This is a genomic window from Rhodanobacter sp. FW106-HT46G03 (genome assembly GCF_058789895.1).
In genome coordinates this window covers 2,816,752-2,830,870 of record NZ_JBYTCC010000001.1, presented here as the reverse complement: position 1 = coordinate 2,830,870, position 14,119 = coordinate 2,816,752, and the positions used below count along the sequence as shown (strand labels likewise).

Sequence of the window (14,119 nt, the reverse complement as noted above, 5' to 3'; positions counted from 1 at the left end):
CGATAAAGGCCGCAAAGGTCGAAACGTTTGAGTTATGCGCCAGCGCCGCTCACAGCGGCGTGAGGTTGGCGTAGGCGGCCACCAGCCACTTGGTGCCGGCGTCCTCGAAATTCACCTGCAGGCGCAGGTGCGGGCCGCTGCCTTCGGCGGCGATCACCACACCTTCGCCAAAGCTCGGGTGGTTCACCCGCTGGCCGAGCTGCACGCCGGGGTCCTCGCGCCAGGTGGGCAACGCACCGCCGGCGCGCCCGGCATACACCGGGCGGCTCACCTGCACGTGCGGACGCACTTCGTCGATCAGCTCGGCCGGCATTTCATTGAGGAATCGCGAGGGCCGGGGGAACTGCTCGCCGCCGTGCAGGCGCCGCGATTCGGCGTAGCTCACCACGAGTTTTTCGCGCGCGCGGGTGATGCCGACATACGCCAGCCGGCGCTCTTCCTCCAGCCGGCTCTCGTCCTCGGTGGAACGCTGGCTGGGGAACAGGCCTTCCTCCATGCCGACCAGGAATACCAGCGGAAACTCCAGCCCCTTCGCCGAGTGCAGCGTCATCAGTTGCACGCAATCTTCGTACGCCTCGCCCTGGCCCTCGCCGGCTTCCAGCGCGGCGCGCGAGAGAAAGGCGGAGAGCTCGTCGAGCCCGGCGTCGATGTCCTCCTGCGTGCGCTCGAAGCGACCGGCGACGTTGACCAGCTCGTCGAGGTTTTCCACCCGCGCCTCGCCGTTGCCGCGGGTGTCCTTTTCGTAGTGGTCGCGCAGGGCGGTGGCGGCGAGGATGTGGTCGATCCGCTCTGCGAGCGGAAGGGATCCGGGATTGGGGATAGGGGATTCGGCAGAGCCGGCGCCGTCGTCGACCTGGCGCTTTTCCGAATCCCGCATCTCGTATTTCGAATCCCGCGCCAACTCATCCACCAACGCGAGGAACCCGCGCACGGCATTTTTCGCGCGGCCGGCGAGGCTGCCGTCGGCGAGTTCGCCCAGCGCGGCTTCCCACAGCGAAGTGTCGGCGCTGCGGGCGCGGCGGCGCAGGGTGTCCAGCGTGCGTTCGCCGATGCCGCGCGGCGGGGTGTTCACCGCGCGCTCGAAGGCGGCGTCGTCGTGGCGGTTGGCGGTGAGGCGCAGGTGCGCCAAGGCGTCCTTCACTTCGGCGCGTTCGAAGAAACGCACGCCGCCGTAGACCCGGTATTTCACCTTGAACTGGTTGAGCTGCTCCTCGAAGTTGCGCGACTGCGCGTTGGAGCGGTAGAGGATGGCGCAATCGCGCGCGTGGCCGTGTCCGGCGATGTACTCGCGGATGCGGTCCACCACGAAGCGCGCCTCGTCCTGCTCGTTGTACGCGGCGTACAGCGCGATGCGCTCGCCGTCGCCGTCGGCGGTCCACAGGTTCTTGCCCAGGCGGCCGCCGTTGCGCGCGATCACGCTGTTGGCGGCGGCGAGGATGGTCGCGGTGGAACGGTAGTTCTGCTCCAGCTTGATCGTGCGTGCGCCGGGGAAGTCCCGGAGGAACTGCTGCATGTTCTCCACCCGCGCGCCGCGCCAGCCGTAGATGGACTGGTCGTCGTCGCCTACTGCAAAAACCTGCCCGGTTTCCGCGGGAATAGGGAATGGGGAATCGGAAATAGGTGCTTCGCCGGAGGTCGCGGTGGCGCTCGCTTTCCGTATTCCCGATTTCCGATTCTCGATTCCCTGCGATGCGCCAGCGAGCACGCGGATCCACGCATACTGCAGCGCGTTGGTGTCCTGGAATTCGTCGATCAGCAGATGTCGCCAGCGCTGCTGGTAGTGCGCGAGCACCGCGGGGTTCTTCAGCCACAGCTCGTGGGCGCGCAGCAGCAGTTCGGCAAAATCGACCAGGCCGGCGCGGCGGCAGGCATCCTCGTAGGCCTGGTAGATGCGCACGAGTGTCGCGGTGACCGGGTGGTCGTGGTGTTCGATCGCGTCGGGACGCTTGCCTTCGTCCTTCCAGCCGTTGATCGTCCACGTCGCCTGCCGGTGCGGAAACTGCGCCTCGTCCAGCCCGAGTCCGGCGATCACCCGTTTCACCAGCCGTTGCTGGTCGTCGGCGTCGATGATCTGGAACCCTTCGGGCAGGCCGGCCTCGTGCCAATGCCGGCGCAGCAGGCGGTGGGCGATGCCGTGGAAGGTGCCGACGGTGAGCCCTTGCGTGCCGCCCGGGATCAGGCTTTCCAGCCGCGCGCGCATTTCGCCCGCGGCCTTGTTGGTGAAGGTGACGGCGAGGATCGCCCATGGCGGCACGCGCTCGACCTGCAGCAGCCAGCCGATGCGGTGGGTGAGCACGCGGGTCTTGCCCGAGCCGGCGCCGGCCAGCACCAGATAGTGGCCGGGTGGCGCGCACACGGCTTCGCGCTGCGCGTCGTTGAGCGAGTCGATCAGGTACGAAACATCCATCCCGTCGATTGTACCGACGCTGTCCAGCTTCCCGTTGTCGACGGTCAGCACTTGCGCCAGCCGACGAGCGCGGCCAGCACGCCGGCGGCGATGCCGGCAATGCCGATCCACACCGGCACCACCTTGGTGTGCGCGGCGGTGAGCTTGGCCGAGCCGAACTGCACCAGCGTTTCGGTTTGGGTGTAGTTGGCGTCGCCAAGCGCGACCCAGACGCCGAGCGCGACGAGGACGAGGCCAAGCAGAATGAGGGTGAGGCGCATGCGGGTATCCGTGGCAAACCGGCCACCAGTATGCCGATAAAAAAAGGCCCCGAAAGCCAGGGGGTGCTTTCGGGGCCGGGGAGGCGTCACCCAGGGGATAGGTTCCGCGCTCCGGTGGCTGTCCAGGGAGGTGAGCAGCCGGGACGCCGTTGCGTGCGTCCGGGGTATAGGAACGCGCCGGTGCGAAAAAGTTCTACCGCCGGCGCGAAAAAAAGTCAGGTTTCGTTCACTTCACATGGCCGTAACCGTGGTGTTAAACGCGCGTCAATGCGCCTCGTCCCAGTTGGCCCCGACACCGATGCCGACGAGCAGCGGTACCGCCAGCTCCGCCGCCCCTTGCATGCGGGCGCTCACGCCTTCGCGGATGGCATCCACCGCGTCCTTGTGCACTTCGAACACCAGCTCGTCGTGCACCTGCATCAGCATGTGCGCGTCGTCGCGTCCGGCGAGCCACGCCGCCACGGCGATCATCGCGCGCTTGATGATGTCGGCGGCGCTGCCCTGCATCGGCGCGTTCACCGCCGCGCGTTCGGCGCCGGCCCGGATCGCGGCGTTGCGCGCGGTGAGGTTGTCCAGGTACAGCCGGCGGCCGCAGATGGTTTCCACGTAACCCTTGCGCTTGGCTTCCTCGCGCGTGGTTTCCATGAACGCGTGCACGCCGGGGTAGCGCGCGAAATAGCGCGCCATGTAGTCGCTCGCTTCGCCGCGGTCGATGCCGAGCTGGCGTGCCAGCCCGAACGCGCTCATGCCGTACATCAGCCCGAAGTTGATCGCCTTGGCCGCGCGGCGCTGCTCGCGCGTCACCTGCTCGGGTTTCAGACCGAGCACTTCGGCCGCGGTGGCGCGGTGGATGTCGCCGCCGTCGTGGAAGGCTTTCAGCAGATTCGCGTCTTGCGAGAGGTGCGCCATGATGCGCAGCTCGATCTGCGAGTAGTCGGCGGCGAGCACGCACCAGCCCGCGGGTGCGATGAACGCCTGGCGGATGCGCCGGCCTTCCTCGGTGCGCGCCGGGATGTTCTGCAGGTTGGGGTCGGAGGACGACAGCCGGCCGGTGACGACCGCGCCCTGGTGGTAGCTGGTGTGCACCCGGCCGGTGCGCGGGTTGACCATGGCCGGCAGCTTGTCGGTGTAGGTCGAACGCAGTTTCGCCAGCGCGCGGTAGTCGAGGATCAGCCGCGGCAGTGGATGCGCATCGGCGATTGCCTCCAGTGCCTCCTCGTTGGTGGACGGCTGGCCGCCGGGCGTTTTCAGCTTCATCGGCAGACCCAGCTCGTCGAACAGGATCGCCTTGAGCTGCTTGGTCGAATCCAGATTGAACTCGTGCCCGGCCTCCTTGCATGCCTGCTGCGCCAGCTCGTGCATGCGCCGGCCGAACTCCTGGCTCATGCGCCGCAGCGCCGGCACGTCGATCAGCACGCCGCGGCGCTCCATCGCCGCCAGCACCGGCACCAGCGGCATCTCGATGTCTTCGTACACCGCGCGCAAGCGCGGCTCGGTTTCGAGCTTCGGCCACAGCGCGTGGTGCAGGCGCAGGGTGATGTCCGCGTCTTCCGCGGCGTAGCGGCAGGCGGTGGCGAGATCCACCTGCGAGAACAGGATCTGCTTTGCGCCCTTGCCGGCGACGTCCTCGAAATGCACGGTGTCGTAGCCGAGGTACTTCTTGGCCAGCGAATCCATGTCGTGGCGCGTGGCAGTGGCGTTCCACACGTAGGACTCGAGCATGGTGTCGTGGCGCACGCCGGCCACCGCGATACCGTAGTGGGCCAGGATGTTGATGTCGTATTTCGCGTGCTGGCCAACCTTGGGCCGCGCGGGGTCTTCGAGGATGGGCTTGAGCTGCGCGAGTACCGCGTCGCGGTCAAGCTGCGCTGGCGCGCCGGGGTAATCGTGCGCCAGCGGCACGTAGCAGGCCTTGCCGTCCTCCACCGCAAGGCTCAGGCCCACGATGTCCGCCTGCATCGCGTCGAGGCCGGTGGTTTCGGTGTCGAACGCGATCAGCGGCGCGCGGCGGATCTTCACGACCCAGGCGTCGAGTTGCCGTTGGGTGGTGACCAGCTCGTAGCTGCCTTCGGCGCCGGATTCGGGATGCGGGATGGCGGGATCGACGGCCTGGTTTTCCGGCTCCGGCGTTTCGTGGCTCTGGGTGCCGCCCGCCGCCCGCTGCTCCAGCCGCGTCTCCAGCTCCTTGAGCGCCCCGCGGAACTCGTAGCGCTCGAACAGCGTGCGCAGCGCGGGTACATCCGGGGCCTGCAGCGCCAGCGTGGCGGGACCGCCGTCGAGCGCCACGTCGGTCTTGATCGTCACCAGCTCGCGCGAGAGCGGCAGGTGCGGCAGCGCGGCGCGCAGGTTCTCGCCGATCTTGCCGCCGATCTTGTCCGCGTTGGCGACCACGCCGTCGTAGGAGCCGTAGTCGGCGATCCACTTGGCGGCGGTCTTCGGGCCGCACTTGGGCACCCCGGGCACGTTGTCCACGGTGTCGCCCATCAGGGTCAGGAAATCGATCATGCGTTCGGGCGGCACGCCATATTTGGCAATCACGCCATCGCGATCCATGCGGGTGTGGGTCATCGTGTTGACCAGGCTCACGCCGGGCCCGACCAGTTGCGCCATGTCCTTGTCGCCGGTGGAGATTTCCACTTCGATGCCCTCCGCCTGCGCAGCCAGCGCCAGGGTGCCGATCACGTCGTCGCCTTCCACGCCGGGCACGCGCAGGATCGGAAAGCCGAGTGCGCCAACGATGTCCAGCATCGGCTGGATTTGTGCCCGCAAGTCATCCGGCAGCGGCGGGCGGTTGGCCTTGTACTCGGGGTACATCTCGGTGCGGAACGTGTGGTGCGAGTGGTCGACGACGAAGGCCGCATAGTCGGGCTTCGCCGCCAGCGTCGCGCGCAGCATGCCGACCACGCCATACAGTGCGCCGGTCGGCTCGCCGGCCGCGTTGGTCAGCGGCGGCAGCGCGTGGTAGGCGCGAAAGAGGTAGGAGGAACCGTCGATCAGGATGAGCTTGGCCATGCGGCAATTCTCGCATGCGCTTTTATATGGGGGCCGGCAAGGTCACTGGTATCCTTGAACCACCTACGGAGCAGCCACGATGAAACGCCTTGCGAGCCTTGTCACCCTTGCCGCGTTGGCGGCCATGCCGGCGTTTGCGCAGACAGCGCCGCCAAAGTTCGCGCCGCTGCCGCCCCCGCCGGGCATGAACGACCCCGGCACCCAGGCGGTGGCGCCGCCCAGTGCACCGGCACCGGCCGCCAGCAGCACCCCGGCCACGGTCACCGCCACGCCCTTGCCGGGCAAGCCGATCCCGCTGCCGGCAACGCCGGGGCAAAAGGCGGAAACCGTGCCGGACACCCACCCGGCCGACGATGTCACCGTGCACACCGAAGGCGACGCGGTGTATCAGGCGTACCACCGTGGTGGTCAGGTCTACATGGTGGTGGTCACCATGAAAAGCGGGCTGTCCTACACCTACACGGTGGACGACCGCGGCGTGATGCACGCCACCAACGGCGCGCCACCAGTGCGTCCAGTGATGTACAAGGTGCTGCAGTGGGGCGGCAGCCGCGCGCCGGCAGCCAAGGGCGACAGCGGCCAGTAGCCGTCGTCAGCGCCGGGCGAGCACGGCCACGTTCACGTCGCAGCGCCAGGCGAAACCCAGCCGCTGGTACAGGTGGATGGCGTCGGCGTGATCCTGCCACGCGTGCAGGAACGCGGTTTCGCCGCGCGCAGCGATGCGTGCGGCCACATGGCGTGACAGGCGGCTGGCCAGACCGCGGCCGCGGAAATCCGGATGCGTGCACACGCCGCTGACCTCGGCGAACCCCGGGCAGTGGAAGCGCTCGCCGGCCATGGCCGCCAACCGGCCGCCGATGCGGATGCCGAAGAATTGGCCCATGCGCCAGGTGCCGAGGCGGAACGGGCCGGGCTCGGTGAGTTCGGCCAGCGCCAGCATCTCCGCCGCGTCGGCGGCGCCGAGCGGCACCATGTCCGTGGTGTCCGCGGCATCTGCAACCGGGTTGGCCGCAAGCATCTGCACGCAGAGCGCCTGCCGGAGCGCGACCAGTTCCGGGGGCACCCGGATCGGCGGCGCCTGCAGCACGTAGACCTGTTCGCCGGAGGCGACCAGCGCGGCAAGCGCCGCCAGCGCGTCTTCGCTTTCCGCGCCGGTGGCGGCAAAGACGTTGACGTCGCGTGCGTAGCGCCGGGCCTGCGCGGCGCCAAGCGACAGCGGCTGATGGAAGGAAACCAGGCTGGCCCATGCCGGGCGGTCGAGCGGATGCATCGGGGGTGCCTCGCGGGGACGCGGAAACGCGATCGGCCGACGCATGCGCATCGGCCGATCAGGGTCACGTTAGGAGCGTGGGCGGCAGAAACGCAAGCGGCTGCGGCTGCGCCGCTTTGGCCATCTTCCGCGCCGGTTTGCAGGCCCAGGGAACCACCAGGGGCCGGCAGACCGTCACGCAAGCTGGCTCAAAACGGCTTTGCCTCGCCTGCCTGGTTTCTACTGCCCACGCTCCTGGCGCGGTGCCGGCATCGCCGCAAACGGCGCGCGGTGCCGTGGCTCAGTGGCGGAAGTGGCGCATGCCGGTGAACACCATTGCCATGCCGTGCTCGTCGGCAGCGGCGATGGTTTCGGCATCGCGCATCGAGCCCCCGGGTTGGATCACCGCCACGATGCCGGCTTCGGCGGCGGCGTCGATGCCGTCGCGGAACGGGAAGAAGGCGTCGCTCGCCATCACCGAGCCGCGCACCTCGAGCTTTTCATCGGCGGCCTTGATGCCGGCGATGCGCGCCGAATACACGCGGCTCATCTGGCCCGCACCGACGCCGATGGTCTGGCGGTTTTTGGCGTAGACAATGGCGTTCGACTTGACGAACTTCGCCACCTTCCACGCAAAGATCAGGTCGTTCACCTGCGCCTCGGTAGGGGCGACCCTGGTCACCACCTTGAGATCGGCGGCGGTGATCATGCCGGTGTCGGCGGTCTGCACCAGCAAGCCCGAGCCCACGCGCTTGATGTTGTGGCCGGGGTGCGCAGCCCACAGCTCGCCGTTGGCCGGCGGCGGGATCACCAACGCGCGCACGTTGTGCTTTTTCGCCAGCGCGGCGAGCGCGGTGTCGGTGTAGCCCGGCGCGAGCACCACTTCGACGAACTGGCGTGCGACGATGGCTTCCGCGGTGGCGCCGTCCAGCTCGCGGTTGAACGCGATGATGCCGCCGAACGCCGAGGTCGGGTCGGTCTGGAACGCCAGGTCGTAGGCCTTGCCGATGCCATCGAGACTTACCGCGACGCCGCACGGGTTGGCGTGCTTCACGATCACGCACGCCGGTTTGTGGAAGCTGCGCACGCACTCCCACGCGGCATCCGCGTCGGCGATGTTGTTGAACGAGAGCTCCTTGCCCTGCAGCTGGCGGAAGGTTGCCAGTGTGCCCGGCTCGGGTTTCGCGTCGCGGTAGAACGCCGCCTGCTGGTGCGGGTTTTCGCCGTAGCGCAGGTCCATCACCTTCTCGTAGTGGGCGTTTTCCTGCGCTGGGAACGCAGCGTGGCCGGTGACCTTCGTGCAGCCTGCGTCCAGTTCGAGGCCGGAAAGGTAATTGCTGATCGCGTCGCCATAGGCCGCGACGCGGTTGAATGCCGCCACCGCCAGCTTGAAGCGTGTCGCGCGGGCAATGCCGCCGGTGGCTTCGAACTCGGCCAGCACGGCTGCGTACTGGTCGGGCGAAGTGACGACGCCGACGTCGTTCCAGTTCTTTGCCGCCGAACGCAGCATCGCCGGGCCGCCGATGTCGATGTTCTCGATCGCGTCTTCGAGCGAGCAGTCGGGCCTGGCGACCGTGGCCTCGAACGGGTAGAGGTTCAGCACCAGGAGATCGATGCCGGCGATGCCGAGCTCGGCCATCACTGTATCGTCGGTGCCGCGCCGGCCAAGCAGCGCGCCGTGGATCTTCGGGTGCAGGGTTTTTACCCGGCCATCCATGATTTCCGGAAAACCGGTGACCTCGCTGACATCGGTCACCGCAATGCCGGCTTCACGCAGCGCGCGCGCCGTGCCGCCGGTGGACAGCAGCGCCACCCCCTTCGCTGCCAGCCGCTTGCCCAGCTCAATCACTCCGGCCTTGTCGGAAACGCTGATCAGGGCACGACGGATGGGGACGATGGACGGGGTAGGCATGGTTGGATTCCGGGATTTGGGATGGGAGATTCGAGATACGTGGTCGCGAAGTGGGTGCTGGCGGAAAACCGTGGGCTTAGGGATCGAATCCCAAATCCCCAATCCCGAATCCCCGCTCAGAGCAACCCATGCGCCGCGAGTTTTTTGCGCAGCGTGGCGCGGTTGATGCCGAGGGCGGTGGCGGCGCGGCTTTGGTTGCCGCCATGGAAGGCGAGCACTTCGCGCAGCAGCGGGCCTTCGACCTCGTGGATGACCAGGGCGTGCAGGCCTTCGCTGCAGGGGGTGTCGCCGATGTCGGCCAAGTAGCGGCGCACCGTACGCGTCACGCACTCGCCGAGCGCACTTTGCGAAGCGGCCGGACGGGCGGCGGCTTCGGTGGCTGGCGATCTTACGGCATTCACGGGCATTCCCTCGGTATGGCTTGCGCGACAGTCCCACCACGGCGGGCGCATGGCGGCGTCGTGGTGGGTGTCGTTCATGGTCTTTCAGGCGCCACGAACTGGCGTCGAAGGGCAAAGAGTCTACCCGCGCCGGGCGCGGATTTTAAGTGCTGCGCTGCGGTGTCGCGCTTATTCGAAGCCGAACTCGTAGGCCACGGCCTTGTCGCCGGGGTCTTCGACTTCGAGCAACAGGGCGGTGGTGGCACCGGGTGCAAGGCCGGCGTGCAGTACGTCGTCGTCATCGAGGTAATCGGTGGGTTGCAGGCGACGCATGGCGAGCTGGTGGCCGCCAGCGTCGAACAGCGTCACCACGACCACCGGCCACGGCTGGGTGAAGCGGGCCTGGTTGCGCAGGCTCAGGCTGATCATCAACGCGTGCGCGGCGTTGGGGTGGGTCTCGACGTTGCTGGCCAGCAGGCGCAGTTGTTTGGGGGCGGCCACCAGTGGCAGCCGACAGCCGAATGTGTTGCACAGGTGGTGCAGCCAGGCGCCGGTCAACGGATCGCGCACGAGATAGTCGCGGTTGATCCAGGCCAGCTGCGCGCCGAGCGCCAGCAGCAATGCGGCGCAGACGGTGAGCCACGGCCAGCGTCGCGGCCGCTCGCCGCGGTAGCGGCGTGCGCGTTTCGGCCGGCGGCTGGATGTTTTTTGCGCAAAGCGCGGCGCAAACACCAGTTGCGAGAAATCCTCGCCGGGCAGTGCCGCCGCCGGCGCCGCCACGACTGGCGTTGCCGGTTTGGGCCGATACACCACGTCGTCGATCAACGGCACGGCGAGGCCCGGCGGGTTGATCGGCAACGCTTCGAAGGGCTCCGGCGGCAGTTGTTCGCCGAGCGTTGCCATGGCATCGAAGCTCGCGCCGCAGTGTCCGCAGATGACCATGCCGTGCGCCTGCACCAGCACGGGCGCGCCGAGCGAAAACACCGACAGGCATTCAGGGCATTGGGTGTACATGCGGGCCGTGGCGCAAGACGAGCCGTCAGCTTAGCAGGCGGTTGCGGTCAGCCGCGCCGCCGCCCGCTGATGCGCACCCAGCCGTCGCGCAGGTCGGTGTGCAGGTCGTCGAACCACTCGGCATAGCGCGCGAGGAGTTCGTCCTGCTGGCTGTCGAGGATGCCGGAGATGGCGAACGGCGCCCCCGGTTTGGCGGCTTGCGCAAAGGTGGGCGCCAGCTGCGCCAGCGGGCCGGCCAGGATGTTGGCGACGAACACGTCGGCCGGCGGCGTGGTGTTGGCTTCCGGCAAATGGACGTCCAGATGTCCGGCGACGCCGTTGCGCGCAGCGTTGTCGCGGGTCGCAATCAGCGCCTGTGGATCGTTGTCCACGCCGGTGGCGTGCGCGGCGCCGAGTTTCAGCGCGGCGATGGCGAGGATGCCGGAGCCACAGCCGTAATCCATCACCGTCTTGCCGGCGAGATCGAGCCCGTCCAGCCACGCCAGGCACAGCGCCGTGGTCGGATGCGTGCCGCTGCCGAAGGCAAGGCCGGGATCGAGCCGCACCACGACTTGTCCGGCATCTGCCGGCGGCTCCACGTTCCACGGATAAATCCATAACCGCTTGCCGAACGCCATCGGGTGGTACTGATCCATCCACACCCGCTCCCAATCCTGGTCGGGCACGTCGGCGAACACGAGCGCTTCGGGGGGCAACCACGGCAACAGGTCGGTGAGCGCCGCGGCGAGGCCGCGGCGATCGGTGTCGGCTGCAAACAGCGCGGAGAGCGTGACGGTCGGCCACAGCGGCAGCTCGCCGACGCCGGGCTCGAAAATCGCCTGTTCGTCGGGGGTTTCCGCGTTGGCGTCGCGCAACGTCACCGACAGCGCACCGAGGTCGTCCAGCGCTTCTTCGACATGCGGTTGACGGTCGTGACGGGTGGTGAGCGAGAGTTCGATGAACGGCATGGGTGGTATGCGACCGGCTTATTTGCCGGTCGCCGCCTTTTCGCGCTGCTCGGCAATGCGCTTTTCGAGGTAATGGATGTTCTGCCGGCCGCGCTGGAAACCGACATCGGCAAGGATGCGCTGCTGCAGCGGGATGTTGCACTTCACCCCTTCGATCACCGTTTCCGCCAGCGCCAGTTGCATGCGCGCAATGGCGGTGCCGCGGTCGGGCGCATGCACCATGATCTTGCCGATCATCGAGTCGTAGTTGGGCGGAATCTGGTAGCCGTCGTAGAGGTGGGTATCCACCCGCACACCGGGGCCGCCGGGCGCCTCGAATCGCTTCACCGTACCTGGGCAGGGCAGGAAGGTATCGGGATCTTCCGCGTTGATGCGGCACTCGATCGCGTGGCCGGTGACGTGGATGTCTTCTTGCCGGATCGACAGCTGCTCGCCGCCGGCGATCAGCAGTTGCTCGCGCACCAGGTCGACGCCGGTGATCATCTCGCTGATGCCGTGCTCGACCTGGATGCGGGTGTTCATTTCGATGAAATAGAACTGCCCGTCCTGATACAGGAACTCGAACGTGCCGGCGCCACGGTAACCGATGCGCAGGCAGGCGTCGGTGCACACCTTGCCGATGCGTGCGCGCAAATCCTCGGGGATGCCGGGCGCCGGCGCTTCCTCGGTCACCTTCTGGTGGCGGCGCTGCATTGAGCAGTCGCGGTCGGCGAGGTAGATCGCGTGGCCCTGGCCGTCGGCCAGCACCTGGATCTCGACGTGGCGCGGGTTTTCCAGGAATTTCTCCATGTAGACCTGATCGTTGCCGAACGCGGCCTTGGCCTCCTGTTTGGTCATCACGATCGCGTTGGCCAGATGCGCCTCGGTGCGCACGTCGCGCATGCCGCGCCCGCCGCCGCCGCCCGCCGCCTTGATCAGCACCGGGTAGCCGATCTCGCGCGCAATGCGCATGTTTTCCGCCATGTCCTCGCCCAGCGGCGCGCCGGAGCCGGGCACGCACGGCACCCCGGCCGCCTTCATCGCGCGGATCGCCTGCACCTTGTCGCCCATCATGCGGATCACGTCCGGCGAAGGGCCGATGAAGACGAAGCCGGATTTCTCCACCTGTTCGGCGAAATCCGCGCGCTCGGAGAGAAACCCGTAGCCGGGGTGGATCGCCTGTGCGTCGGAAATCTCCGCTGCCGCGATGATGCGCGGAATGTTGAGGTAACTCTCGGCCGACGGTGCCGGCCCGATGCAGATCGCCTCGTCGGCCAGGCCGACATGCTTCAAATTGCGATCCACCGTCGAATGCACCGCGACCGTCTTGATGCCGAGGCTCTGGCACGCGCGCAGGATGCGCAACGCAATTTCGCCGCGATTGGCGATGAGGACTTTTTCTAGAGGCATGGGATTCGGGATCTGGGATTCGGGATTGGTAAGAGCAAGAGCGTTGATGCTGCGCGGTGCCTCAACTTTCGCGGGGCTGGAGGGAGCGGATGAGGGCGTTCAGTTTGGCGAAGACGCAATTGACCAGTTCCACGGCATCGGGTGGAAACGTGGTGTAGTCGAGCCGTTCGGCGATATGCAATTGCGTGTCCAGTTCGGCCAGTGAGCCGCGAGCGATGGAAAGGAACCGCAGATACTCCGAGGTCGATTTGCGGGCGGCACCTTCGGCAATGTTCGACGGCACGCTGACAACAGCACGCCGTATCTGCTGGCTGAGGGCAAAGCGTTCGAAGTCGGGAAAAGTGGCACTGATCCGGTAGATCGCTTCGACGAGGTCCATGGCGTCGCGCCATACTTCAAGCCGGTGGTGCGGCCGCGGTGCCGAATCTCGAATCCCCACTCCCGAATCCCCGCCTCTCAGCCAATCACAAACATTGGCTGGTCGAATTCGACCGGCTCGCTGTTGTCGATAAGGATGGCTTTGACGGTACCGGCGGCGTCGGCTTCGATCTGGTTGAACATTTTCATCGCTTCGATCACGCCGAGCGCGTCGCCGACCTTGACCTGCTGGCCGATCTTGACCAACGGCGCGGCGCCGGGGGTGGCGGCGGCGTAGAAGGTGCCGACCATCGGCGACTTGATGACGTGGCCGTCGGGCAGGGCATCGACGGCGGGGGCGCTGGCAACGACCGGAGCGGCGATGGCCGGGGCCGCCGGAGCGGCCAGGGGCGGGGCCGGCATGGCGTACATCGGCGCGGGCGCGGCGGCGACCATGCCGCCCTTGGGCACGCGCGACAGGCGCACGACCTCTTCGCCTTCCTTGATCTCCAGTTCGGCGAGGTTCGACTCTTCGAGCAGGTCGATCAGCTTTTTGATCTTGCGCAGATCCATGGGTTGGCCTTCAGGGTGTTGGCGCCGCCCGCAGGCGACGGAAAAGGGAACGGGTACGTCAGCGCGCGGCGAGGCGCTGCATGGCGGCGTCCAGCGCCAGGCGGTAGCTGTCGCCACCAAAGCCGCAAATGAGACCAACGGCAAGGTCGGACAGATACGAGTGGTGGCGGAACGGCTCGCGCGCAAACACGTTGGACAAATGCACTTCGATGAACGGGATGGCGACGCCGGCGAGCGCGTCGCGCAGCGCGATGCTGGTGTGGGTATAGGCGCCGGCGTTGACCAGCAGCATGGCCACCTGCTCGTCGCGGGCCTGGTGCACGCGGCCGATCAGCTCGTGCTCGGCATTGGACTGGAACCACGCCAGCTCATGGCCGGCCGCCTGCGCCTGCGCCGTCAACCGCTGGTTGATGTCGGCGAGCGTTGCGCGACCGTAGATCGCTGGCTCACGGGTACCGAGCAGATTGAGGTTGGGCCCGTGCAGGACCAGAAGTTTTGCCACGCCACACCTGTGCTGGCGGCCGGACGGCCCGAACCGCCGCGCAGTGTGCGCGGTCGAGTCGATGTTGTCCAGTTCGCCGCAGATCGACGATGTTCAGCGTAGGTTGCGGGCAACCAC

13 protein-coding genes are annotated in these 14,119 nt (G+C 67.4%); 1 reads left to right on the top strand and 12 read right to left on the bottom strand.

What is annotated here, in order from left to right; translation table 11 throughout:
• Positions 1-49: 49 nt before the first annotated feature.
• From AC3WP6_RS12670 to polA, 3 genes are all read right to left on the bottom strand, one after another.
• A complete protein-coding gene (locus tag AC3WP6_RS12670; protein WP_492628051.1) occupies positions 50-2,407 on the bottom strand; it encodes a 3'-5' exonuclease in 2,358 nt (785 codons plus the stop codon).
• A 44-nt stretch (positions 2,408-2,451) separates the two neighbouring features.
• Positions 2,452-2,667, bottom strand: a complete 216-nt coding sequence (locus tag AC3WP6_RS12665; RefSeq protein WP_492628050.1) for a hypothetical protein — start codon at positions 2,665-2,667, stop codon at positions 2,452-2,454.
• A gap of 264 nt (positions 2,668-2,931) precedes the next feature.
• On the bottom strand, positions 2,932-5,679 hold the full coding sequence (gene polA / locus AC3WP6_RS12660) for a DNA polymerase I (protein ID WP_492628049.1): 2,748 nt from the start codon (positions 5,677-5,679) through the stop codon (positions 2,932-2,934).
• Positions 5,680-5,758: 79 nt separating this feature from the next.
• Here polA and AC3WP6_RS12655 point away from each other — a divergent pair, with 79 nt between their 5' ends.
• A complete protein-coding gene (locus AC3WP6_RS12655) occupies positions 5,759-6,265 on the top strand; it encodes a DUF2782 domain-containing protein (RefSeq protein WP_492628048.1) in 507 nt (168 codons plus the stop codon).
• A gap of 6 nt (positions 6,266-6,271) precedes the next feature.
• Here the strand turns inward: AC3WP6_RS12655 and AC3WP6_RS12650 are convergent, their stop codons facing one another.
• The 9 genes from AC3WP6_RS12650 to aroQ form a co-directional block, all read right to left on the bottom strand.
• Positions 6,272-6,949 (bottom strand): GNAT family N-acetyltransferase, encoded by a 678-nt coding sequence (locus tag AC3WP6_RS12650; protein WP_492628047.1) that lies wholly within the window; start codon positions 6,947-6,949, stop codon positions 6,272-6,274.
• A 280-nt stretch (positions 6,950-7,229) separates the two neighbouring features.
• Entirely contained in the window at positions 7,230-8,840 is a 1,611-nt protein-coding gene (gene purH / locus AC3WP6_RS12645; protein ID WP_492628046.1) for a bifunctional phosphoribosylaminoimidazolecarboxamide formyltransferase/IMP cyclohydrolase, read from the bottom strand.
• A gap of 116 nt (positions 8,841-8,956) precedes the next feature.
• Positions 8,957-9,247 carry a helix-turn-helix domain-containing protein gene (locus AC3WP6_RS12640; protein ID WP_492628706.1) on the bottom strand — a complete coding sequence of 97 codons (291 nt, stop codon included), beginning with the start codon at positions 9,245-9,247 and terminating at the stop codon, positions 8,957-8,959.
• A 162-nt stretch (positions 9,248-9,409) separates the two neighbouring features.
• A complete protein-coding gene (locus tag AC3WP6_RS12635; protein WP_492628045.1) occupies positions 9,410-10,234 on the bottom strand; it encodes a zinc-ribbon and DUF3426 domain-containing protein in 825 nt (274 codons plus the stop codon).
• A gap of 47 nt (positions 10,235-10,281) precedes the next feature.
• Entirely contained in the window at positions 10,282-11,181 is a 900-nt protein-coding gene (prmA, locus tag AC3WP6_RS12630; RefSeq protein ID WP_492628044.1) for a 50S ribosomal protein L11 methyltransferase, read from the bottom strand.
• An 18-nt stretch (positions 11,182-11,199) separates the two neighbouring features.
• Complete coding sequence (gene accC, locus AC3WP6_RS12625) at positions 11,200-12,570, bottom strand: acetyl-CoA carboxylase biotin carboxylase subunit (protein WP_492628043.1); 1,371 nt, start codon at positions 12,568-12,570, stop codon at positions 11,200-11,202.
• Between the two features lie 61 nt (positions 12,571-12,631).
• Positions 12,632-12,949 (bottom strand): four helix bundle protein, encoded by a 318-nt coding sequence (locus AC3WP6_RS12620; protein WP_492628042.1) that lies wholly within the window; start codon positions 12,947-12,949, stop codon positions 12,632-12,634.
• Positions 12,950-13,026: 77 nt separating this feature from the next.
• On the bottom strand, positions 13,027-13,500 hold the full coding sequence (gene accB, locus AC3WP6_RS12615; RefSeq protein WP_492628041.1) for an acetyl-CoA carboxylase biotin carboxyl carrier protein: 474 nt from the start codon (positions 13,498-13,500) through the stop codon (positions 13,027-13,029).
• Between the two features lie 58 nt (positions 13,501-13,558).
• Positions 13,559-14,002, bottom strand: a complete 444-nt coding sequence (aroQ, locus tag AC3WP6_RS12610) for a type II 3-dehydroquinate dehydratase (protein ID WP_492628040.1) — start codon at positions 14,000-14,002, stop codon at positions 13,559-13,561.
• Positions 14,003-14,119: the final 117 nt, after the last annotated feature.

What these genes read in the sequence shown, in the direction of transcription:
- AC3WP6_RS12670 (WP_492628051.1), bottom strand. Translation starts at nt 2,407, where the DNA reads ATGGATGTTTCGTACCTGATCGACTCGCTCAACGACGCGCAGCGCGAA.
- AC3WP6_RS12665 (WP_492628050.1), bottom strand. Translation starts at nt 2,667, where the DNA reads ATGCGCCTCACCCTCATTCTGCTTGGCCTCGTCCTCGTCGCGCTCGGC.
- polA (WP_492628049.1), bottom strand. Translation starts at nt 5,679, where the DNA reads ATGGCCAAGCTCATCCTGATCGACGGTTCCTCCTACCTCTTTCGCGCC.
- AC3WP6_RS12655 (WP_492628048.1), top strand. Translation starts at nt 5,759, where the DNA reads ATGAAACGCCTTGCGAGCCTTGTCACCCTTGCCGCGTTGGCGGCCATG.
- AC3WP6_RS12650 (WP_492628047.1), bottom strand. Translation starts at nt 6,949, where the DNA reads ATGCATCCGCTCGACCGCCCGGCATGGGCCAGCCTGGTTTCCTTCCAT.
- purH (WP_492628046.1), bottom strand. Translation starts at nt 8,840, where the DNA reads ATGCCTACCCCGTCCATCGTCCCCATCCGTCGTGCCCTGATCAGCGTT.
- AC3WP6_RS12640 (WP_492628706.1), bottom strand. Translation starts at nt 9,247, where the DNA reads ATGCCCGTGAATGCCGTAAGATCGCCAGCCACCGAAGCCGCCGCCCGT.
- AC3WP6_RS12635 (WP_492628045.1), bottom strand. Translation starts at nt 10,234, where the DNA reads ATGTACACCCAATGCCCTGAATGCCTGTCGGTGTTTTCGCTCGGCGCG.
- prmA (WP_492628044.1), bottom strand. Translation starts at nt 11,181, where the DNA reads ATGCCGTTCATCGAACTCTCGCTCACCACCCGTCACGACCGTCAACCG.
- accC (WP_492628043.1), bottom strand. Translation starts at nt 12,570, where the DNA reads ATGCCTCTAGAAAAAGTCCTCATCGCCAATCGCGGCGAAATTGCGTTG.
- AC3WP6_RS12620 (WP_492628042.1), bottom strand. Translation starts at nt 12,949, where the DNA reads ATGGACCTCGTCGAAGCGATCTACCGGATCAGTGCCACTTTTCCCGAC.
- accB (WP_492628041.1), bottom strand. Translation starts at nt 13,500, where the DNA reads ATGGATCTGCGCAAGATCAAAAAGCTGATCGACCTGCTCGAAGAGTCG.